18 protein-coding genes are annotated in these 22,255 nt (G+C 62.2%); 6 read left to right on the plus strand and 12 right to left on the minus strand.

Annotation, left to right across the window (positions count from 1 at the left end; genetic code table 11):
* Nucleotides 1-370: 370 nt before the first annotated feature.
* From KI237_RS13090 to KI237_RS13110, 5 genes are all read right to left on the minus strand, one after another.
* Nucleotides 371-1,360 (minus strand): NAD(P)-dependent oxidoreductase, encoded by a 990-nt coding sequence (locus KI237_RS13090; protein WP_212800165.1) that lies wholly within the window; start codon nt 1,358-1,360, stop codon nt 371-373.
* 15 nt (nt 1,361-1,375) lie between these two features.
* Nucleotides 1,376-2,674: an MFS transporter gene (locus KI237_RS13095; protein WP_212800166.1), complete on the minus strand. Its 1,299-nt coding sequence runs from the start codon at nt 2,672-2,674 to the stop codon at nt 1,376-1,378.
* 92 nt (nt 2,675-2,766) lie between these two features.
* Nucleotides 2,767-3,741 carry a sugar kinase gene (locus KI237_RS13100; RefSeq protein ID WP_212800167.1) on the minus strand — a complete coding sequence of 325 codons (975 nt, stop codon included), beginning with the start codon at nt 3,739-3,741 and terminating at the stop codon, nt 2,767-2,769.
* Nucleotides 3,734-4,516 carry a sugar phosphate isomerase/epimerase family protein gene (locus KI237_RS13105; RefSeq protein WP_212800168.1) on the minus strand — a complete coding sequence of 261 codons (783 nt, stop codon included), beginning with the start codon at nt 4,514-4,516 and terminating at the stop codon, nt 3,734-3,736. The genes KI237_RS13100 and KI237_RS13105 overlap by 8 nt, the downstream gene beginning before the upstream one ends.
* A 154-nt stretch (nt 4,517-4,670) precedes the next feature.
* A complete protein-coding gene (locus KI237_RS13110) occupies nt 4,671-5,696 on the minus strand; it encodes a LacI family DNA-binding transcriptional regulator (protein ID WP_283246309.1) in 1,026 nt (341 codons plus the stop codon).
* A gap of 244 nt (nt 5,697-5,940) precedes the next feature.
* On the opposite strand from KI237_RS13110, the gene KI237_RS13115 reads away from it, so the two are divergent.
* Nucleotides 5,941-8,094, plus strand: a complete 2,154-nt coding sequence (locus tag KI237_RS13115; protein WP_212800169.1) for a WG repeat-containing protein — start codon at nt 5,941-5,943, stop codon at nt 8,092-8,094.
* Between the two features lie 201 nt (nt 8,095-8,295).
* Here KI237_RS13115 and KI237_RS13120 read toward each other — a convergent pair whose 3' ends face one another.
* The gene (locus tag KI237_RS13120) at nt 8,296-8,649 is read right to left on the minus strand and encodes a hypothetical protein (RefSeq protein WP_212800170.1); all 354 of its coding nucleotides are present in this window, start codon (nt 8,647-8,649) and stop codon (nt 8,296-8,298) included.
* Between the two features lie 441 nt (nt 8,650-9,090).
* On the opposite strand from KI237_RS13120, the gene KI237_RS13125 reads away from it, so the two are divergent.
* Entirely contained in the window at nt 9,091-13,959 is a 4,869-nt protein-coding gene (locus KI237_RS13125) for an NAD-glutamate dehydrogenase (RefSeq protein WP_212800171.1), read from the plus strand.
* A 180-nt stretch (nt 13,960-14,139) separates the two neighbouring features.
* On the opposite strand, the gene KI237_RS13130 is transcribed toward KI237_RS13125, so the two are convergent.
* From KI237_RS13130 to pdxR, 3 genes are all read right to left on the minus strand, one after another.
* Complete coding sequence (locus KI237_RS13130) at nt 14,140-14,544, minus strand: cupin domain-containing protein (protein ID WP_212800172.1); 405 nt, start codon at nt 14,542-14,544, stop codon at nt 14,140-14,142.
* A gap of 173 nt (nt 14,545-14,717) precedes the next feature.
* Nucleotides 14,718-15,011 carry a putative quinol monooxygenase gene (locus KI237_RS13135; RefSeq protein ID WP_212800173.1) on the minus strand — a complete coding sequence of 98 codons (294 nt, stop codon included), beginning with the start codon at nt 15,009-15,011 and terminating at the stop codon, nt 14,718-14,720.
* A gap of 121 nt (nt 15,012-15,132) precedes the next feature.
* Nucleotides 15,133-16,566 (minus strand): MocR-like pyridoxine biosynthesis transcription factor PdxR, encoded by a 1,434-nt coding sequence (gene pdxR / locus KI237_RS13140; RefSeq protein ID WP_212800174.1) that lies wholly within the window; start codon nt 16,564-16,566, stop codon nt 15,133-15,135.
* Between the two features lie 195 nt (nt 16,567-16,761).
* On the opposite strand from pdxR, the gene KI237_RS13145 reads away from it, so the two are divergent.
* Nucleotides 16,762-17,202: a carboxymuconolactone decarboxylase family protein gene (locus tag KI237_RS13145; RefSeq protein ID WP_212800175.1), complete on the plus strand. Its 441-nt coding sequence runs from the start codon at nt 16,762-16,764 to the stop codon at nt 17,200-17,202.
* 126 nt (nt 17,203-17,328) lie between these two features.
* Here the strand turns inward: KI237_RS13145 and KI237_RS13150 are convergent, their stop codons facing one another.
* Nucleotides 17,329-17,679, minus strand: a complete 351-nt coding sequence (locus KI237_RS13150) for a hypothetical protein (RefSeq protein WP_212800176.1) — start codon at nt 17,677-17,679, stop codon at nt 17,329-17,331.
* 205 nt (nt 17,680-17,884) lie between these two features.
* Between KI237_RS13150 and KI237_RS13155 the strand changes: the two genes are divergently transcribed.
* From KI237_RS13155 to KI237_RS13165, 3 genes are read left to right on the plus strand one after another with little or no spacing between them, the layout of a single operon-like run.
* Entirely contained in the window at nt 17,885-18,517 is a 633-nt protein-coding gene (locus KI237_RS13155) for a secretin and TonB N-terminal domain-containing protein (protein ID WP_212800597.1), read from the plus strand.
* On the plus strand, nt 18,514-19,059 hold the full coding sequence (locus KI237_RS13160) for a sigma-70 family RNA polymerase sigma factor (RefSeq protein ID WP_079305559.1): 546 nt from the start codon (nt 18,514-18,516) through the stop codon (nt 19,057-19,059). Before KI237_RS13155 ends, KI237_RS13160 begins: the two co-directional genes overlap by 4 nt.
* A gap of 37 nt (nt 19,060-19,096) precedes the next feature.
* Entirely contained in the window at nt 19,097-20,038 is a 942-nt protein-coding gene (locus KI237_RS13165) for a FecR family protein (protein ID WP_212800598.1), read from the plus strand.
* A gap of 1,041 nt (nt 20,039-21,079) precedes the next feature.
* On the opposite strand, the gene KI237_RS13170 is transcribed toward KI237_RS13165, so the two are convergent.
* Nucleotides 21,080-21,691 (minus strand): PulJ/GspJ family protein, encoded by a 612-nt coding sequence (locus KI237_RS13170; RefSeq protein ID WP_212800177.1) that lies wholly within the window; start codon nt 21,689-21,691, stop codon nt 21,080-21,082.
* Nucleotides 21,688-22,140, minus strand: coding sequence for a type II secretion system minor pseudopilin GspH (gspH, locus tag KI237_RS13175; protein ID WP_212800178.1), 453 nt, complete (start codon nt 22,138-22,140; stop codon nt 21,688-21,690). Before gspH ends, KI237_RS13170 begins: the two co-directional genes overlap by 4 nt.
* Between the last annotated feature and the right edge of the window lie 115 nt (nt 22,141-22,255).

Below are 22,255 nucleotides of genomic sequence, written 5' to 3' on the forward strand. Positions count from 1 at the left end.
ATGACTCACTTGCGCAGCAAGAGTTGAGGCACAACCAAGCGTCCGTTCCGAATAGGTTAATTAATAGCGGCGCGGTCATGGACGGGCTAGGGTGCGACTTCCGATGTTGGTGTAGGGCTGTTCCGGGTAATCGGTAGGATGGACTCTGAGCGAGCGTTTGGGACTGGCCGTCATTTGCTTGGGGCTGCTTCACGCCCAGCGGGAGCAAGCTCCCTCGCCACGGAGTAGCTGTGGTTGGCCCGGATGTTACAGGCGATGAAAAACCACTGTGGGAGCGAGCTTGCTCGCGATGGCGTCAGGTCAGTCATACCAATGATGACGGAGGCCCCGCTATCGTGAGCAAACGCCTTTGCCGCGATGGCGCGTCGTGTCATTCCTCCTGATTGTCTTCCCAAGCCTTCAGGTTCACCAGATTCGCCGGCCGCTTCCCCGCCAACGCCGCCAGCAGGTTGTCCACCGCACAACGCGCCATCGCTTCGCGGGTCTCGTGGGTGGCCGAGCCCATGTGCGGTGTCGCCACCACGTTGTCCATCTGCAGTAGCGGCGAATCCGCACTCAAGGGCTCGCGTTCGAACACATCCAGCCCCGCGCCGCGGATCTGCTTGTTGCGCAGGGCTTCGATCAGCGCCGCTTCATCCACCACTTTTCCCCGGGAGATATTGATGAAAATGCTCTCGGGACGCATCTGCGCGAAGGCTTGGGCGCCGATCAGCCCGTGGGTTTCGGTCGTGAGCGGCAAGGTCAGGCAGATGAAATCCGCCTCTCGCAACAGCGTTTCGAGGCTGCAATAACGTGCGCCGAAACGCTGCTCCACCGCAGGCTTTGGCGAGTGGCTGTGGTAGAGCACCGGCATGCCGAAGCCGAAGTGCCCGCGCTGGGCCAGCGCTTCGCCGATGCGGCCCATGCCGATGATACCCAGCGTCTTGCCGTGGACGTCGCTGCCAAAATGCTTGGAGCCGATACTCTGTTGCCAGTGCCCGGCGCGAACCAGGTTGGCCAGTTCCACCACGCGCCGAGCCGTTGCCAGGATCAGTGCAAAACCGGTGTCCGCAGTGGTTTCGGTCAGTACGTCCGGGGTGTTGCTGAGCAGGATCCGGCGTTCGGTCAGGTAGTCGATGTCGTAGTTATCGACGCCCACCGAGACGCTGGCGATGGCTTGCAGGTTCGGCGCCAGGTCCAGTAGCGCCGCATCCAGCTTGAGGCTGGCGCCCAGCAGGCCGTGGGCGGCGGGGAGGGCGTCGCGCAGTTGCGCCAGGCCCTGGGCATCGAGGCGTTCGATGAGCGTGACTTGGGCCTGGGCTTGCAGGCGAGCCATCAATTGGGGTGACAACGCTTTGTACAGCACCACGTGCTTTTTCATGGGACGGGTCTCGATTCAGGAACGGGCGGGCGCCGGGTGTGGCGTCGCGGTATGGGAGACTTCCCGGTCGCTGGCGCCGGGCTTGAGGGCGAGGGTCAGTACCACCGACAGCAGCAACGCGCCGCTCATCAGCAGGAAGGACATGCCGGGGGAGCCGGTGGTGCCGTTGAGGTAGCCCACCAGGTACGAGCCGCCGAACGAACCCAGCGCGCCCATGCTGTTGATCAGCGCCATGGCGCCGCCGGCGACATTGGCCGGGAGGATTTCCGGAACGATGGCAAAGAACGGACCGTACGGGGCATACATGCAAGCGCCAGCGATCACCAACAAGCCATAGGACCACCAGAAATGCTCGGCGCCCAGCAGGTAGGAGGCGTAGAACGCGATGGAGGCGATCAGCAGTGGTGGCCAGACGAAACGCTTGCGCTTCTGCGCTTTGTCCGACGCCCAGGACACCACCAGCATGCCGATCACCGCTGCCAGGTAAGGCAAGGACGACAGCCACCCAGCCTCGACCATGTTCATCTGCAGGCCGGCCTTGAGGATCGACGGCAACCACAGCACAAACCCGTAGACCCCGATGCTCCAGCAGAAAAATTGCAGCGCCAGGATGATCACCTTGGGCGAGCGGAAGGCCTCGGCGTAGTTCTTCACGGCCTTGATGCCGACCTGTTCGGCCGCCAGGACGCTTTCCAGGTCCTGTTTCTCCTGATCGCTGAGCCACTTGGCCTGGGCCGGGCGATCATCGGCAAGGCGCCACCAGACAAAGGCCCAGAGCACCGCCGGCAGGCCTTCGATGATGAACATCCAGCGCCAGTCGAACTGTTGCACCAGGTAACCCGACACCACCGACATCCAGAGCATGGTCACCGGGTTGCCGAGAATCAGGAAGGTATTGGCCCGCGAACGTTCGGCCCGGGTGAACCAGTGGCACAGGTACACCAGCATCGCCGGCATCACGGCGGCCTCGACCACGCCGAGCATGAAGCGGATCACGATCAACCAGTAGGCATTGGAGACCACGCCCGTCAGGGTGGCCAGCGAGCCCCAGAGGATCAGGCTGACGAAGATCAGCTTCTTTACGCTGTGCTTTTGCGCATAGATCGCTCCCGGCACCTGGAAGAAAAAGTAGCCGAGGAAAAACAGTGCGCCGAGCAGCGATGACAGCCCCGGGGTGATGATCAGGTCCTTGGCCATGCCCGAGGCGGCGGCAAATCCATAGTTGGCCCGGTCCAGGTAGGCCAGGCTGTAGGTGATGAACACAATGGGCATGATGTACCACCAGCGGCGGGTGGCGAGGTTGAGCGTTTGCATGTCGTTGACTCCTGAGCTTGTTGTTTTTGTTGCAGCAGGTGCGTTTTGTGGTGGCTCTATCGCGAGCAAGCTCGCTCCCACATGGGGTCGGGTTAAGCCCTGTGGGAGCGAGCTTGCTCGCGATAGGCGGTTTCAAATTCAGTCAATAACTCAGTGCGCGTCGGCAATCCCTCCATGTCTCCACGACTCTGCACTGCGCGGCTGCCGATCCAGTTGGCGCGCTGCACGGCTTCGGTGACGGCGTGGCCTTCGAGCAACGCACTGATCAGGCCGACCGCGAAGCCGTCACCCGCGCCTACGGTGTCCACCACTTGGGCCACCGGTACGCCAGCGACAACGCCCTGATCTAGCTGCGTGCGGTAATAGGCGCCATCCGCGCCGAGCTTGATCACGACGATTTCGGCCCCTTGGTCCAGATAGAACGCGGCAATGTCGGCCGGGTCGTCGAAACCGGTGAGCAAGCGACCTTCGCTGAGCCCCGGCAGGACCCAGTGGGCAAGGGCGGCAAGGCGATTGATTTGCGCAATCATGGTCGACTCGCTGGTCCACAGGCTCGGCCTCAGATTGGGGTCGAACGACAGGCTGCGGCCGGCTTCGCGCATACGGGTCATCAATTCAAAGGACATCTCGCGGGCCGTGACCGACAACGCCGGGACGATGCCGGTGGCGTGCAAGTGACGGGCTTCAAGCAGCGATGGCGCGATGGAATCGATCGACAGATGACTGGCTGCCGAGCCACGACGGAAATACTCGACCTGCGGGTCGCTGCCATCGTCGCTACGGGATTTGAACTGAAAGCCGGTGGGATGCGTTGGATCGACCGCCACGTGGCGACAATCCAGGCCTTCGTTTTCCAGCGTCTGCACCACAAAGCGTCCCAGGGAATCGGCGCCAACCCGGCTCAGCCACGCTATCTTGAAACCCAGCCGCGACAGGCCGATGGCCACGTTGCTGTCGGCCCCGGCGATGCGCTTGTGGAACTGGCCGACGCTGGCCAGGTCACCGCACTGGTCAGCCACCAGCATCGTCATGGTTTCGCCGAATGACAACACATCGAACTCAGGCATGGACGGGCTCCCGGCGCGATTGCCCGAGGCGGGCAAGGGTGACGACATGTCCAGCGGTCAATTGCAGCAAGTCATCGCCTTGCAGCGGGTATTCGGCGGCGCGCATTACCCCGACGGGCATGTGCTTGAGCAATTGCTCCCACAGGTGCAGGTCGGTCATGGCCGGAGGCACGGCGACCAGTCTGCCGTCGGCGCGCCGGGCCACGGCCTTGCAATGCACATAAGCCACATACCGTCCGAGCTGTCGGGCGGCCACGGCGGCCGATTGGTCCTGCCATTGCCAGTTGCCGATGTCGAAGGTCATGCCGACGGGCAATGCGTGCTCTTCGGCTGCGGTGAAGAAACGTAGCAACGGTTCGATCCGTCCGCCTTGCAAGGTCTGGTCGTTTTCCACCAGCAACTGCACCGGGCTTGCGCCGAGCACATCGGCCAGTGCCGACAGATCATGGGAGTCGGTGAAATGCCCGAGGGAGACTTTCAGCCATGCCGAGCCGAACACCTCGGACCGTTGCAGTGCCAGCGCCAAAGCCGGGTTGGGCCTGGACTGCCCGGCAAGCCACAGCTCCAGTGGCGACGAGAAAATACTTTGCAACCCCTGGGCGCGAGCGCGAGCGGCCAGTTCGGCGGGCTGTTCGGTGGTGAGCAACTCTTCGCGCCATTCGATGCGCGAGGCACCGGCGGCGGCCAGCAGATCGATGAAGCTGCCTTGGCCTTGTTGCCGCACCAGGTCGGCACCGTAGCTGGAAAGGCTGATGGAAACGGGTGGGTTGTACATTGTTTTTATACCTCTGAAACCGGTTTCAGTTTTGTGCAAAAAAAAGGCGGTGTGCTTCAGGGCCTCATCGCGAGCAAGCTCGCTCCCACACGGGATCTGCGTCGCGCTGCAATTCCCTGTGGGAGCGAGCTTGCTCGCGATAAGGTCGGCCCGATCACCGAGAAGCCCCAAGCGTCGACCCACGCTCAATCAACCGCGCCGCAAAATCCAGGGTTCGCACCGGCCCGTTGTCCCCGCGCAAACGCTTGAGCAGGCATTCGAACGCACTGGCGCCGATCTGCGCTGTTGGTTGGGCCAGGGCCGTGATACCGCTGCCCACCAAGGGGTACCAATCCAGGTCGTCGAGGGCAATCAGGCCCACGTCGTCGAACAAGTGGCAACCCAGCTCGCGCAACACCGTCGTGGCGGCCAGCGCGGCAATGCCATTGGCGCAGAACAACGCCTTGGGGCCTTGCCCCGGTTGGGCCAGGAAGGCCTTGATGCGGGCGGTCAGTTGATCGCAGGTTTGCACCACGGCGCCAGTCAGGGCAGGGCGTCGCAAGAGGCCGGCCTTGAAACTCTCGACCCGTTCGATTCGCGAACTGGTGCCATCGAACGGTTCGGTCACCAGCAGCAGATCGCGGTAGCCCCGTTGTTCGAGGTGATCGAGGGCCATCTCGATGGCGGCTGGGTTGTCGAGGCCGACCAGGTCGCTGTCGAGGCGATCGACCTTGCGATCCACCAGCACCAGGGGCATTTCGCTGCGCAGTTCAAACAGTTCGTCGCGGTGATGCCCGAGGGTGTTCACGATCAACCCTTCGATGTTGTAGGCGCGTAACAGCGCCAAGTGCTGGCGCTCCTGCTCGTCGTCGCGGTCGGTGTTGCACACCACCAGGCTGTAGCCATGGGCACGGCAAGCGGTTTCCACGCCATGCATCACGGCTATTGAATAAGGGTTGCGGATATCGGCCACCAGCATGCCGATCAGGCGCGTGCGCCCGCGCTTGAGGCCGCGGGCCATCTGGTTCGGCCGGTAGCCGAGCTCGCTGATGGCTTGCTCGATACGCCGGGCAATGGCCTCGGAGAGCAGGGCGCGGTCTTCGCCAATGAAGCGCGAGACACTGGCCTTGGAAACCCCGGCGCGTTCGGCGACGTCAAGCATGGTCACGCGGCTGCGCTGGGCGGCGGAGAAAGAAGTCACGGATAGAAACCTGCTTATTGGATTTATTAGTGGTTCTGAAACCGGTTTCAGGAAACAACAGAACCCAATAGGACGTCAAGGGCGGCGTGTCAGAGGCGCGACCGACGGTGGTTCACTTCGGCCACGATCCAGGCAGGTCGGTATGCCGAAGTGACAGCGCAGGGGGCGTCCAGACGATTTGCAGCGCGTAAGGCCGTGTGGTTAGCTGCCTGCCTTCCCCAACCCTTTGACGACCGACGCCTCCATGAACTTTACCCAGCCTCGCGTGAGATTGCTGTCGATACTGAGCGTGACCTTGTTGGTGGTGGGCTATGCGTCCTACACCCTGTTTCGCCATAGCGGCGCGCCGGTGGATGAAGGTTTCGCCGCCGAGCAACTGAACGAAGGGGGCGTGGAAGACATCGGCACGCTGGCACTGCCCGAGGTGGAGAAACGCCTCAATTATTTGATTCAGGACACCGGTGAAACCCTCCGCTCCCTGGAGTGGGTCAGTGACGCGCAATTGAGCCTGAGTATTGAAACGACCGAGCCTGCCGACGAGCGGCCGTTGCAGTACGAGCCGCTGTTTGTCCCATTCACCAGTGCGCAACTGAAAGCTGAACTGGCCTCGATCCAAGGCCTGCGTTTTGCCCAGCGGCTATTCGCCGACGGTTCTGAAGTGAGGCTCGACACCAGCAGTCTTGATCCGCTCTGGAAGCGCGCCGCGACGCCGGATGAGCCGGCGACCGAGCAGTACATGCCGCAGCGCCTGAGGTTTCGCGATGACAGCGAAAAAACTTTCGCCGATCTCAAGGCGCCGCCCAAGGTCGAGCCAGACGATACGATCGCGTCCCATGACGCCTTTGCACTTACGGTGAACAAACCTCTGGCGAGCCTCGGCCTGACGGTCTCCTACCGCAGTTATCCGGCGTTCAGGAAAGTGGTCCTGGACAAGGATCACCCAAAGGTGACCCTGGACGACGGCCAGTCCTTCCAGCTCACCGCCCTGGGTGACGCCAGCGCCTCTGTGCGCCTGAGTACGCCGAAGACGTCGACCTTCGTGGTGCAGGGGCTGGACGACGCGGGCAAGGCGCTCTACAGCAACGGCAACAACTCCCGCGCGTTCCCCTCCGAAGGCGATATCGCGGCGCTGCATGATTATTACAAAGCGCTGCTGCAGACCAAGGACGATCTCAAGCAGCTCAAGACCGGCCAGGCGGTACAGCAGCAGTTGGAACGCCTGACCCGGGCGCTCGCCGCTCGGGTGGGGCCGTTGAAAAGCAACGAGGTCGACTATCAATTCGAAGCCACCCCACAGCGCATCGTCATTCATGTGCTCGATCCGATGGAAGACAACACCGTTGAGTTCGCCCAGGTCGACAACGTCCTGGCGCAGCAGGCGCATTACATCGCTCTGGATCGGAACACCGAGCGCTACGGCTTCATCGATCAGGCCGGCCAGTGGTTGATCAAGCCCCGTTGGGTGCAGGTGCAAGACAGCCTGATGGCGGATACCTACACATTGTTTACCCCGGAGAAATCCAGCGACCCCGAGTCGGGCTGGCAGGCATTGCGCAGCCAGCTCGCCTATTTTCCTGCCGGCAGCAACAAGCTTGTGGACCTGCCGTTCGAATACATCACCGAAGCGTTGAGCAATGGCCTGCTGCTGGTGGAGCGGGAAACCAACGGACCTTATGGGCTTTATGATGCCAAGGAGCATCGTTTCATATTGCCGATGAAATTCGTCAACCCCACCGTGACCGGCAACGTGTTCATCGCCCGTCTCGGCAAACGAACCGATGTCATGGAAGGCCTCTACGGCGCCTATACCCTGGACGGCAAGGAAATCCTGCCAGCGCAGTTCTCAGGCATTGAGCACAGCGAGGGTTTGCTCTACGCCAGCTCTGCCGACCGGAGTCGTCAGAACGTTTTCGACCTGGATGGTAAACGGATCAACCTGCCGGGTGACAACGTGATAGGCCGGTTTGTCGGACAGCAACCGCTGTTGGTGCAGGATGCTAAAAGCAGGAAGTTTGCTTTTATCAATCGCCAGGGGACGCGGCTGCCGATCAAGTTACCGTATGACGAGGTAGAACCGTTTTCCAACGGCATGGCGGTGGTGGGGCGTGACGGTAGCTACGGTGCCATCGACCTGGCGGGCAGGTTGCAGGTCCCGCTGGATTACAACCGGATCAACGCGTTCCAGACCCGTTATGCAGCTGCCATCCGCGCCGGTGGTGGTTCCGGGCTGGTCTTGATCAGTCAGGACAACAGGTTGATCAAGGAACTGGGTTCCTACACCAGCCTGGACGTGCCGGATAACGGCAATGAAGCCCGTTATTACGTCAGGGATCCGAATGATAGTGACGAGTACCTGGTCTATGACGCCGATGGCAATCTCGTGCAGAAAGACGAATAGCGGCTGATGCACTGAACCTGTGGCGAGGGAGCTTGGCGCGCTCGACTGTAGGAGCTGCCGAGCGAAGCGAGGCTGCGATCTTTTGATCTTTCGCTTGGGATTCAAGTGTCTGGGGAAAAATCGCAGCCTCGCTTCGCTCGGCAGCTCCTACACCCAGCGGGAGCAAGCTCCCTCGCCACAGGGGAGCGGTCGCCTTTGGCGTCAGAGCTGGCTTATATAGGTGCCCGTCCCCTTGAGGATGTTCTGCAACGTCAGTTCCACTTCCGCCAGGTCCGCCGCATCGGTGTCATGGGTGATTTCCAGCACATCGTCGCCATTGAGCGCATCGGCATCCGCCGGGGCAATTTCAATCAGCAAACGGGTAGGGCTGAGGGTGACCTTGACACCGTCCAGTGTCGAAGGCTCGCCATCGAGAGCGATTTCCAGTTCGTCTTCGTCGGGGTACCGGGTCATCAGGAACATTTCGCCCTGGGCGCTGTGGCAGCAGAGCATGGCCATGTTGTCTTCTTCGTCGTCGCACGGGTTGGCGATCAGAAGGGCGGTGTTCATTTGCATGGTGATGGCTCCTGGCTCGATGAGCCCTGCGGGTACGAAAAAGGCGATTTTGCCAGCCCGGAAGAATTTCTGCTGGGTTACCTGGATTCCGGACGATTTCACACGGCCAGGTGCCGTTTGTCCCTCAGGCTGCTAGGGTTGTTCGAAGCGTACCGCTAGCCGATGACCGAATATGTCGCAGCGCTGCAAGCAGGCACGGGATCGCACTCGTTAAGCTGCGCTACGAATGTGCTCCTGCAAAGTGCACTGGAGAGTGCATTTTTGCAGGTGTCCATGACATGAAATTAGATGGAAAAGGATGTGACCTGCCGGTCCTGTCCAGCTTCACCCACCTGTCATCCTGTTTCCTCTGCCCGAGAATCAGGAACGGGATGGCCGACAGCCCCGCAGGGGTTGCACGCGACGCTTCAATCAATAACAAGCCCAAGCGGAGTACCACAGATGGCGTTCTTCACCGCAGCCAGCAAAGCCGACTTCCAGCACCAACTGCAAGCGGCACTGGCGCAGCACATCAGTGAACAGGCACTGCCACAAGTGGCGCTGTTCGCTGAACAATTCTTCGGCATCATTTCCCTCGATGAACTTACCCAGCGCCGGTTGTCCGACCTTGCCGGCTGCACTCTGTCTGCCTGGCGCCTGCTTGAGCGCTTCGATCACGCGCAACCGCAGGTGCGCGTCTACAACCCCGATTACGAACGCCACGGCTGGCAGTCGACCCACACGGCGGTGGAAGTGCTGCACCACGACCTCCCATTCCTGGTGGACTCGGTCCGCACTGAGCTGAACCGTCGCGGCTACAGCATCCATACCCTGCAAACCACCGTGCTGAGCGTGCGTCGCGGCAGCAAGGGCGAGTTGCTGGAAATCCTGCCAAAAGGCACCCAGGGCGACGGCATCCTGCAAGAGTCGTTGATGTACCTGGAGATCGACCGCTGCGCCAACGCCGCCGAACTCAACGTCCTGAGCAAGGAACTTGAGCAAGTGCTGGGCGAAGTGCGCGTGGCCGTGGCCGACTTCGAGCCGATGAAAGCCAAGGTCCAGGAAATCCTCGCCAGCCTGGACAGCAGCGCCTACGCCATCGACGCTGATGAAAAGAGCGAGATCAAGAGCTTCCTGGAATGGCTGGTGGGTAACCACTTCACCTTCCTGGGCTACGAAGAGTTCGTGGTTCGCGATGAGGCCGATGGCGGCCACATCGAATACAACCCCGATTCGTTCCTGGGCCTGACCAAATTGCTGCGCGCCGGCCTGACCGCCGAAGACCTGCGCATCGAAGACTACGCCGTCAATTACCTGCGCGAACCGACGCTGCTGTCCTTCGCCAAGGCCGCGCACCCAAGCCGCGTACACCGTCCGGCCTACCCGGACTACGTGTCGATCCGTGAGATCGACGCCGATGGCAAGGTCATCAAGGAATGCCGCTTCATGGGCCTGTACACCTCTTCGGTGTATGGCGAGAGCGTGCGGGTCATCCCGTACATCCGCCGCAAGGTCGCGGAAATCGAGCGCCGTTCGGGCTTCCAGGCCAAGGCGCACCTGGGCAAGGAACTGGCCCAAGTGGTCGAAGTGCTGCCCCGTGACGACCTGTTCCAGACCCCTGTGGACGAGCTGTTCAGCACCGTCATGTCGATCGTGCAGATCCAGGAGCGCAACAAGATCCGCGTGTTCCTGCGCAAAGACCCGTATGGCCGTTTCTGCTACTGCCTGGCCTATGTGCCACGTGACATCTACTCCACCGAAGTGCGCCAGAAGATCCAGCAAGTGCTGATGGATCGCCTGAAGGCCTCGGACTGCGAGTTCTGGACCTTCTTCTCCGAATCCGTTCTGGCCCGTGTACAACTGATCCTGCGGGTGGACCCGAAGAACCGCATCGACATCGACCCGTTGCTGCTGGAAAAAGAAGTCGTGCAGGCCTGCCGCAGCTGGAAGGACGACTACGCCAGCCTCGTCGTCGAGAGCTTCGGCGAAGCCCAGGGCACCAACGTGCTGTCGGATTTCCCGAAAGGCTTCCCGGCCGGCTACCGCGAGCGCTTTGCCGCGCACTCGGCCGTGGTCGACATGCAGCACCTGCTGAGCCTGAACGAAAAAAATCCGCTGGTCATGAGTTTCTACCAGCCGCTGGGCCAGGTCTCCGGCCAGCGTGAGCTGCACTGCAAGCTGTATCACGCCGATACGCCACTGGCGCTGTCCGACGTGCTGCCGATCCTGGAAAACCTCGGCCTGCGGGTGCTGGGCGAGTTCCCGTACCGCCTGCGCCACACCAATGGCCGCGAGTTCTGGATTCATGATTTCGCGTTCACCGCCGCCGAAGGCCTGGACCTGGATATCCAGCAACTCAACGACACCTTGCAGGACGCCTTCGTCCACATCGTGCGTGGCGATGCCGAGAACGATGCGTTCAACCGCCTGGTGCTGACCGCCGGCCTGCCATGGCGCGACGTTGCGCTGCTGCGTGCCTATGCCCGTTACCTGAAGCAGATCCGCCTGGGCTTCGACCTGGGTTACATCGCCAGCACCCTGAACAACCACACCGACATCGCTCGCGAGTTGACCCGGTTGTTCAAGACCCGCTTCTACCTGGCGCGCAAGCTCAGCGGCGATGACCTGGAAGACAAGCAGTTGCGCCTGGAGCAAGCGATTCTCTCGGCCCTGGACGACGTCCAGGTGCTCAACGAAGACCGCATCCTGCGTCGCTACCTGGACCTGATCAAGGCCACCCTGCGGACCAACTTCTACCAGACCGACGCCAACGGCCAGAACAAGTCCTACTTCAGCTTCAAGTTCAACCCGCACCTGATCCCGGAACTGCCCAAGCCGGTGCCCAAGTTCGAGATCTTCGTCTACTCGCCACGGGTCGAAGGCGTGCACCTGCGCTTCGGCAACGTTGCCCGCGGCGGCCTGCGCTGGTCCGACCGTGAAGAAGACTACCGCACCGAAGTGCTTGGCCTGGTAAAAGCCCAGCAAGTGAAGAACTCGGTGATCGTGCCGGTGGGCGCCAAGGGTGGTTTCCTGCCACGTCGCCTGCCGTTGGGCGGCAGCCGGGACGAGATCGCGGCCGAGGGCATCGCCTGCTACCGCATCTTCATCTCGGGCCTGTTGGACATCACCGACAACCTGAAGGACGGCGCGCTGGTACCGCCGGCCAACGTCGTGCGTCATGACGACGATGACCCGTACCTGGTGGTGGCGGCGGACAAGGGCACTGCGACTTTCTCCGACATCGCCAACGGCATCGCCATCGACTATGGCTTCTGGCTGGGCGATGCATTCGCCTCCGGCGGCTCGGCTGGCTACGATCACAAGAAAATGGGCATCACCGCCAAGGGCGCGTGGGTCGGCGTGCAGCGCCACTTCCGCGAGCGTGGCATCAATGTCCAGGAAGACAGCATCACCGTGGTGGGCGTCGGCGACATGGCCGGCGACGTGTTCGGCAACGGCTTGTTGATGTCCGACAAGCTGCAACTGGTCGCGGCCTTCAACCACCTGCACATCTTCATCGACCCGAACCCGGAGCCTGCCAGCAGCTTCGCCGAGCGCCAGCGTCTGTTCGACCTGCCGCGTTCGGCCTGGAGCGACTACGACACCAGCATCATGTCCGAAGGTGGCGGTATCTTCTCGCGCAGCGCGAAAAGCATCGCCATCTCGCCACAGATGAAGGAACGCTTCGACATCAAGGCCGACAAGCTGACCCCGACCGAGCTGCTCAACGCCTTGCTCAAGGCGCCGGTGGACCTGTTGTGGAACGGCGGTATCGGCACCTACGTCAAGGCCAGCACTGAAAGCCACGCCGATGTCGGCGACAAGGCCAACGATGCACTGCGCGTGAACGGCAACGAACTGCGCTGCAAGGTCGTGGGCGAGGGCGGCAACCTGGGCATGACCCAACTGGGTCGCGTCGAGTTCGGCCTCAATGGCGGCGGTTCCAACACCGACTTCATCGACAACGCGGGCGGCGTGGACTGCTCCGACCACGAAGTGAACATCAAGATCCTGCTCAACGAAGTGGTGCAGGCCGGCGACATGACCGACAAGCAACGCAACCAGTTGCTGGCGAGCATGACCGAGGAAGTCGGTGGCCTGGTGTTGGGCAACAACTACAAGCAGACCCAGGCCCTGTCCCTGGCGGCGCGCCGTGCCTTCGTGCGGATCGCCGAATACAAGCGCCTGATGAACGATCTGGAAGGCCGCGGCAAGCTGGATCGCGCCATCGAGTTCCTGCCGGCTGAAGAGGCGATCAACGAGCGCGTCGCGGCGGGCCATGGCCTGACCCGTGCCGAACTGTCGGTGTTGATCTCCTACAGCAAGATCGACCTCAAGGAAGCGCTGCTCAACTCCCAGGTACCGGATGACGATTACCTGACCCGTGACATGGAGACGGCTTTCCCGCCGACGCTGGTGAACCAGTTCTCCGAGGCCATGCGTCGCCACCGCCTCAAGCGCGAGATCGTCAGCACCCAGATCGCCAACGACCTGGTCAACCACATGGGCATCACCTTCGTTCAGCGGCTCAAGGAGTCTACGGGCATGAGCCCGGCGAACGTGGCGGGTGCTTATGTGATCGTGCGCGACATCTTCCATCTCCCGCATTGGTTCCGTCAGATCGAAGCCCTGGACCACCAGGTTTCCGCCGACGTGCAATTGGAGTTGATGGACGAGCTGATGCGCCTGGGTCGCCGCGCCACGCGCTGGTTCCTGCGCAGCCGTCGCAACGAGCAGAACGCTGCCCGTGACGTGGCGCACTTCGGTCCGCACCTGGCGGCGTTGGGCCTCAAGCTCGACGAGTTGCTGGAAGGCCCGACCCGCGAAGGCTGGCAGACCCGCTACCAGGCCTACGTGGCCGCTGGTGTACCGGAGCTCCTGGCGCGCATGGTTGCTGGCACCACGCACCTGTACACCTTGCTGCCGATCATCGAGGCGTCCGACGTCACTGGCCAGAACGCCGCCGATGTGGCCAAGGCCTACTTCGCCGTGGGCAGCGCCCTGGACATCACCTGGTACCTGCAACAGATCAGCGCGCTGCCGGTGGAAAACAACTGGCAGGCACTGGCCCGTGAAGCGTTCCGCGATGACATCGACTGGCAGCAACGGGCGATCACCATCTCGGTCTTGCAGGACGGCGACTCGACCCAGGACGTGGAAACTCGCCTGGCGATGTGGCTTGAACAGCATCACGAAATGGTCGAGCGCTGGCGCGCCATGCTGGTGGATATCCGTGCCGCCAGCGGCACTGACTACGCCATGTACGCGGTCGCCAACCGCGAACTGCTGGACCTGGCGTTGAGTGGTCAGGCGGTCGTGACGGCCAACTGATCCCTGCGTTGAATGAAAAAGCCCCGCATCGAAAGATGCGGGGCTTTTTCATTTGTGATGTGAAGCAGGTATCCCCTGTGGGAGCGAGCTTGCTCGCGATGGCGGTGTATCTGTCAAACTCGATGTCGCTGACCCACCGCTATCGCGAGCTCGCTCCCATAAGCAAACCCTTGCCATGGGTTAGTTTTTCAGCGGTATCAACACCGCTTCATCCTCACCCATCACCATGAACACCAGCAGTTTTGCCGGCTGGCTCGCGCTGGCGTTTTTCGAGACCAGGTGCTCGGAACCCGCCGCTTCATACCAGAATTCCCCAGCCTTGTAGGTCTTCGCCGGCTCACCCTTGACCTGGGAAGTGATGGCGCCTTCCAGTACGTAGGCCATCGCTGTGCCCTCATGCTTATGGGCAATGGACGCTTGGCCGGGTGCATAGTTGACGGTCAGCATCATGGTTTTTTTACCTGGAACGTTTTTCAGCATTTGCTCCTGCAGCACCGTGACCTTTTCCGCAGGCGCGGCTTCGTGAGCGTAGGTCTGGGTAATGGGCAGCAGGCTGAGGGCGGCGATCAGGCAGAGTGTTTTCATGAAGGTATGGCCTGTGTGGTTTCGAGTGATTTCGCGCTGTCGCGGCGATGGATTCACCCTAAGCCCCACGGTGGGGCAAGCAAACGTCCAATCTTTCGGAAGGTGGGTAGACCAATTGGCTGGGCCGATGACGATATTGGCTGCCAGGCTAGGCAGGCATGAAGCTGCAGATCTCAGACAATCGGAAAACTGTTGAAATCCACGCTGCGCGCCAGGCGGTTGTCGATCAGGCTGATGAAGCCTTGCACGTGCGGGCAGTTGAAGTGGGCTTGCATGGCCGCTTCCGACTGCCAGCGGCCACTGACGCTCCAGCGGTCGCCATCGTCCGGACAGCGGTCGACCAGGTAGGCATTGCAGCCCGGTTGGGCGCGCAGGGTCTCGACGATTTGCTGCAATTGCCGGCCCAGTTCTTCCGAGCGACCGGCGGCGGCTTGCACCTGTACGGTATTGATCACTTGGCGAGACATTTTTCAGGCTCCTGAATCAAGTCGCAGGGGGGGACTCAACATCAATGACACCCGTGCAGGATAGGCCTGGTGGGGCAAGGCTCAAACAGCCAATGGGCGGATAAATGCGCAGTCCAATCCCTCAGGCCACTTGCTGGAGAATGTCGCGCAAGCGGTCCAGGGCGATGTCGATGTCCAGGGTTTCGATAGCGCCGAAACCAAAGAACAGGCCCGGCCGCACCGGGGCCTCGTTGAAAAAGCCATCAAGGCTGTAGAGCCCGACTTCGGCTTTTTTCGCCAGCTCGATCACCAGCGCCAGGTCCACCGGAACCTTGCACAACACCGCCATATGAAAGCCTGCCGTGGTGGGCACGGCCTCGAACCAAGGGGAGAGGTCCCCGGCCATGCGCGCCAGGATTCGCTCGCGGCGGCTGGCATACAGGGTGTGGCAGCGGCGGATGTGCTTGAGCAGGCAACCCTCGGCGATGAACTTCGCCAGCGCCCACTGGGGCAGGGTGGAGGTGTGCTGGTCGGTGAGGCGCTTGGCCAGGATCACCGCCTCGAGGATCGCCGGCGGCAGGATGGCGTAACCGAGGCGAAGCTCGGGCAGCAGGGTCTTGGAGAACGTGCCGACGTACGCGACGATCCCGCGCTCATCCATGCTCTGCAATGAATCGGCAGGCCGGCCTTCGTAGCGGAATTCGCTGTCGTAGTCGTCTTCGATGATGATCGCCCCCAGCTCATAGGCCCGCGCCAGCAAAGCCTTGCGGCGGGCCTGGCTCATGGGCATGCCCAAGGGAAACTGGTGGGAGGGCGTGACATAAATCAACCGCGTGCCGTCGGGGATCAGGTCCACGCGCAGACCTTGCTCGTCCACCGGTACCCCGGCCACCGTGGCGCCCTGGGAGCCGAACAGCAAGCGCGCCGGCGGATAGCCCGGGTCTTCCATGGCCACCAGGCTGCCGGGCCGGGTCAACACCCGCGAGATCAGGTCCAGGGCCTGCTGCGCGCCGTTGCAGACCACCACGTCTTCATCCTGGCAATTGACCCCGCGGGAAAACGCGATGTGCCGGGCAATGGCATTGCGCAGCGACGGCAGGCCTTCGGGCTGGCTGTAGAAACCCTTGGCGCTGGCGATCTGGCGTAGCGCGTGGGCAGTGCAGCGCCGCCAGTCATCCAGTGGAAACTGGCCCTTGCCCGTGGCGCCGCCGATGAAGTCGTAGCGCAACGCACCTTCGAGGGTGGGATGGCGCATCAGGTCGGGCATGGTGCGCCAGGCTTCGACGACGTCGGCACCGGCCAGCTCGCGGTGGCTCTGCTTGCGCACGATCCTGGCCGGCCGAGCGTTGACGTAGGTGCCTTTGCCGATGATGCCGGTGAGCAGGTTCTCGTAGGTCAGTTGGGCATAGGTGTCGGAGACGGTCTTGCGCGAGACCCCCAGTTGCTCGGCCAGCAGGCGGCTGGGCGGCAGCTGCGTGCCGGCCGCCAGGCGACCGCTTTCGATGGCGCTGCGCAATTGTTGATACAACTGGCCCGACAGGTCCTTGCGGCCGTTGATGACAACATGAAGTTCCATACCCGCAAGCTCCTGGGCGATTGTTTGGCCGCCAGCGTCAAAGGCGCAAGATTACCCGCATTGTGCGTCTGCATAGAAGTTGCGTGGGGAAAATCCCGCCCATTGGACTTGCCTCCGGTTTTTTCGACGAATTGGACCTGTCATTGACCGGGCCCTGGGCCTACCGTGAAGGTCTCGAATGCCACGGAGCCCGCCATGAGCCCGCGTCTGGATTACTACACTGCATCGCCTGGGGCGATGAAAGCCATGATCGGCCTGGAAGCCCTGACCAGTCGCCTGAGTATCGAACCGGCGTTGCTGCACCTGATCAAGATCCGCGCTTCACAACTCAATGGCTGCGCCTTTTGCACCGACATGCATTCGGTGGAGGCACGGCGCCAGGGCGAGACCGAACGACGGCTCTACGCGGTGGCGGTGTGGCGCGACAGTGGTTTTTTCACGGCCCGCGAACGCGCTGCCCTGGCCTGGACCGAGGCGGTGACGCTGTTGGCTGAAAGCCAGGTGCCGGACGACGTCTATGCCCAGGCCCGGGCCTGCTTCAGCGAGGAGGAGCTGGTGGACCTGACCCTGGCGATCAGCACCATCAACAGCTGGAACCGGTTGGCGGTGAGTTTTCGCCAGAGTCCCAGTGCCTGATCCGCGAGAGCCAACTGTGGGAGCAAGGCTTGCCCGCGATGAACGATGATGAGGTGAATCTGGCGTACCGTGTCGCCTGGATCGCGAGCCAGCTTTGCTCCCACAGAGCAGGCCTGTCGTTTGTCTCTATTTATTTCCATTGGGCAGCGGTGAGTTGTTGGCCGGAACCGGCGGCCGCTGGGGCTTGACCGATGTGCCAAACGTATTGCCCATGCGCACCCCAGTAGCCGCCGGGGTCGCCAGGCCGATGCTGTTCGGTGCGCGTTCGTTGACCGGCACATTCATGGCGTCCTGGGCCCGTTGCGCAGCTGCTGCAGCTTGTGGGTCGTTGCCCATCTGCCGGCTCAGGCAGTTGTAGTCGGGGGTCTTGTAGCCACCGACGGTCACCTCGACACAGGCCGGGGCCTCTTCGCCCTGGGCCCAGGGCAGGGCGAAGAGCAGCCCGAGGCCTGCCATCATTTTCGTCCACTGTTTCATCACCGACCTCCTGGCCCGTCACACCGGACTGTTTGTTGTCAGGGCATCAGTCTAGTGCGGCCCGGAGGATTTGTATCAGATGTCATACGACATTCATAAACACCCCTCAGGATGACGGTTTTCAACGGATACGTCAGTCGTGCAGCAGGGCAGAGCCGGGGGCGGACGCGGGCGTGGATTGACCAGGGCGCCCTTGCGCTGGCTGATGGTGTTGTCGTGTCTGTTGGCCGGGCCGATCCAGGCGGTCGACCTGGTGGACCTGGACATCGCGCCCCAGGAACTGACCACGGCGCTGGAGCAGTTCAGCCGTGCGACGGGTATGGCGGTGCTGGTGGATCACTCGTTGTCGAGCCATCGCCACACGCTGGGGGTCCAGGGGCAGTTCACTCCCTCGGAAGCGTTGAGGGTGTTGCTCAGCGGCACCGGGCTGGCCGCGCACTATGCCCGGGCGGATGCGTTCACGTTGCAGCCGGTGCGGGTCCGCGAGGTGCCGCTGCCTCCCGGTGTCACGCCGGGCTTGGGTGACAGCAACTACGCGGCAGCCATCCAGGCGGTCATCCAGCGCAACTTGTGTCGTTCACCGTTGACCCGCCCAGGCAGTTTCCGGGCGGTGCTGCAAGTGTGGATCGGCCGGGACGGCGTGGTCCAGCACAGCCGCCTGGTCAGTTCCACGGGCGATCTGATGCGCGACAAGGCCTTGGTCAACAGCTTGCAAAACCTCAGGATCGGCCGCCCGGCGCCCAGTTCGTTGCGCCAGCCGGTGACCCTGCTTTTGTTACCCGACTCATCAGGAAGAAGCATGGAATGCATAGCAGGGGAAGGGGTGTCCGGGCGATGAAAGACTCCGGTCGCAGCCCGTTGGTGAAGTTGTTTCTCACCTCGTATGAGGATTTCAAGGTGCGCCTGCGCAGGCGTCTGGGCTCCGAAGAGCTGGCCAACGATGTGTTGCATGAAACCTACCTGCGGGTCGATCGCATGGTCGATACCCAGGAGATCGCCCAGCCCAACGCTTATTTGTATCGCATGGCCCTGAACATCGCCGCCGATCGTCGACAGGCCGATGCGCGCCTGCTCACGGGTGACGAAATCGAGGAATTGCTGCAGGTCTCGGATGAAGCGCTGGATCCGGCCCGCGTGGTGGGTGGGCAGAAGGAGCTGCAGACCCTGCTCAAGGCCTTGTACGAACTGCCGGCGCGCCGTCGCAGGATTTTCATTGCCGCACGCCTGGAGGAAGCGCCGCACCTGGAAATCTCCCAACGCTTCGGTATTTCCACGCGCATGGTGGAGAAGGAAATCAAGGCTGCGTTGGGGCACTGCGCCCAGCGCCTGGAAAGAAAAGTCATTCAGCGGTTCGGTCCCGGCGCGGGAAAACCGTCTTGAGAGTAGAGACCCGACCCTTTCGTGAGTGTGTGTGCGCTTGAACATCTTCAGCATCGCTTCCCCTGACGCCACGCCCCAGGCCCGATTGGCCAGCGAGGCCCGAGACTGGCTGATCCTGCTGACCTCGGGGCGCGCCACCGTGGCCGATGCACGGGCCTTGCGCCTGTGGTGCGGGCAAAGCCCCGAACATGCCCGGGCCTTCGAACAGGCCAAGGCGCTGTGGCAGGGGCTGCAACCTGCCGCCGCGGCGGTGCAGGCGCCCCGGCATTTCGGCCGTCGGGCGTTATTGGGTGGCGCCATCGCGGCGTCGGCAGCTTTGCTGTTGATCCGCGCCACGGTGCCCGGTGGTGTTTCCGGACTGGGAGCCGACTACATCACCGATGTCGGCGAGCAGCGCCGGGTGGAACTGGCCGAGGGCGTCAGCCTGGAACTCAACACCCAGACCCGCCTCAGCCGTCGCCCGCTGGCCGATGGCGAACAAGGGTTGCAATTGCTCAGCGGCGAGATTGAAGTGCAGGGGCGCAGTGCCCAAGTAGTCAGCGTCCAGGCCGGCGCCGGCTGGATCAGCGCCGCCCGGGCACGCTTCAACATCCGCTACACCGACCAGAGCGTCTGCGCGACCTGCCTGGAGGGCGTGGTGCAGGTTGAGGTGCAAGGCCAGCGGTTTCGCCTGGAACCGGGCATGCAGCTGACGTACGACCCTGGCCGGGTGGGCGCTCCCCAGCGTGCCGATGTGTCAGCAGCGATTGCCTGGCGTGAGCAGGTCCTGGTGTTCAACGACGCGACCCTGGCCAGTGTCATCGATGAAATCAATCGCTATCGGCCCGGTATGTTGCTGCTGCTCAATCGCGAACTGGGCCAGCGTAAGGTCCAGGCGCGGTTTCGCCTCGACCAACTGGCGGGCGTGGCGCTGTTGATCCGCGATGCCTATGGCGCCAAATGCACTGAATTGCCAGGTGGGGTGGTGGTGCTGAGCTGAAGCCAGTGGCGCCAGGCCAGGCCCCATCGCGAGCAAGCTCGCTCGCACACTGGATTTTCAGCGGACATAAAATCCATGTGCACCCAAGCCCCTGTGGGAGCGAGCTTGCTCGCGATGGGGTCGGCACAGCTGGCATTATCTTCAACGGGCCCACCGCTATCGCGAGCAAGCTCGCTCCCACATTGGATTTTTGGCGGACACAAAACTTATGTGCCCCCCCGGCCCATTCTGTGGGGTAGGTTGGCACACACTGGATTTTCAGCGGATATAAAATCCATGTGCACCCAAGCCCCTGTGGGAGCGAGCTTGCTCGCGATGGGGTCGGTACAGTTGGCATTATCTTCAACGGGCCCACCGCTATCGCGAGCAAGCGCTCCCACATTGGATTTTTGACGGACACAAAACTTATGTGCCCCCCGGCCCATTCTGTGGGGTAGGTTGGCACACACTGGATTTTCAGCGGACATAAAATCCATGTGCACCCAAGCCCCTGTGGGAGCGAGCTTGCTCGCGATGGGGTCGGCACAGCTGGCATTATCTTCAACGGGCCCACCGCTATCGCGAGCAAGCGCTCCCACATTGGATTTTTGGCGGACACAAAACTTATGTGCCCCCCGGCCCATTCTGTGGGGTAGGTTGGCACACACTGGATTTTCAGCGGATATAAAATCCATGTGCACCCAAGCCCCTGTGGGAGCGAGCTTGCTCGCGATGGGGTCGGTACAGTTGGCATTATCTTCAACGGGCCCACCGCTATCGCGAGCAAGCGCTCCCACATTGGATTTTTGGCGGACACAAAACTTATGTGCCCCCCGGCCCATTCTGTGGGGTAGGTTGGCACACACTGGATTTTCAGCGGACATAAAATCCATGTGCACCCAAGCCCCTGTGGGAGCGAGCTTGCTCGCGATGGGGTCGGCACAGCTGGCATTATCTTCAACGGGCCCACCGCTATCGCGAGCAAGCGCTCCCACATTGGATTTTTGGCGGACACAAAACTTATGTGCCCCCCGGCCCATTCTGTGGGATAGGTTGGCTTGGTCACTCTAGCGGCCCGAGCACCTGTCGATACTGTTCTGCCCCCTGAGGTGTCTGGCGAGTCAGGCTGATTTCGACGCCCACCGGGTTTTCCTGGCGGTTGCCGCTGAGCTTGCGCCAGCCTTTTTCCGTGTCCCAGAACCGCAGCCCGGCATCGCTGACTTCACTCAGTACGGCCACGCCCGGGCCGGGTGCTGGCAGTGGGTAGCGATCACGGGGCTGGCCTTGGGCGCGGTAAAGCGTGTCGCCCTTGAGCCACCAGCGCACCCGTTGCAGTTCGCCTTCCTGGGCCGCCGCCACGCGAATCACATCCAGGCGAAAGCCCCGGCCTTCGGTGCTGCGCACGGTGAGGGCGGGCGGGGCGGTCGAGGGCGCGTCGTCGACACCGGGTTTGACCGGCTCACTCAGCTCGATGCTGGCGCGCAGCGCGACGTCGCGCTCCAATTGGTTCAACACCCGCAGCAGCGCTTCAGTCTGTTCGGTACTGGCCTGCAAGTGGCTGTCGGCACGGGTCACGCTGTCCAGCCCGCGCCAGGCGATCAGGCTGACCACCGCCATCAGCAGGATCGCCACCATCACTTCCAGCAAGGTGAAGCCCGTCTGCCGGGCGCTCATTGAAGTTGCACCCGCCCGGCGGCACTGCGTTGCACAGTGAGACTGTTCAGGCCGTCCGACAAGCGGATCTGCAAGGGCTCGCCGAGCCATTCGGCATTCAATACGACCCGCTGCCGGGGTTCCACGCGAACCTCCATCGACGGGCTCTGCCAACGACGTGGGTGCAATTGCGGGTCGTCCTTGAAGCGATCCAGTCCGCTGCCTTGATCGGCGCGACGACTGAAGCCAAACCCCTTGGCGTCCCAGCGCCAGGTAATCGGTCGCCCGTCGGTGCGGGCTTCGGTCTGGGCCAGCTGCAACAGTTGCACCAGTCGCTCACCGTCCTGGCGCAGCAGCTTCAATGGATCCGGCTTGATGCTCAGGCTCACGGCGGCGCTGGCAATGCCGATGATCACCAGCACCACCATCAGTTCGATCAGGGTGAAACCGCGTTGCTTGCCGAGGTTCATGCGCGCTCCTTTGCGTGAAAACCATCCTGCACGGTGAAGATGATAAGGATGTGAAATAAAACGGAGAGAATTGACGCGTACGCTGCAGGTTGGAATCAAAACAAGGAGCTTCAGG

Source organism: Pseudomonas sp. St316 (assembly GCF_018325905.1).
Classification (GTDB): Bacteria; Pseudomonadota; Gammaproteobacteria; order Pseudomonadales; family Pseudomonadaceae; genus Aquipseudomonas.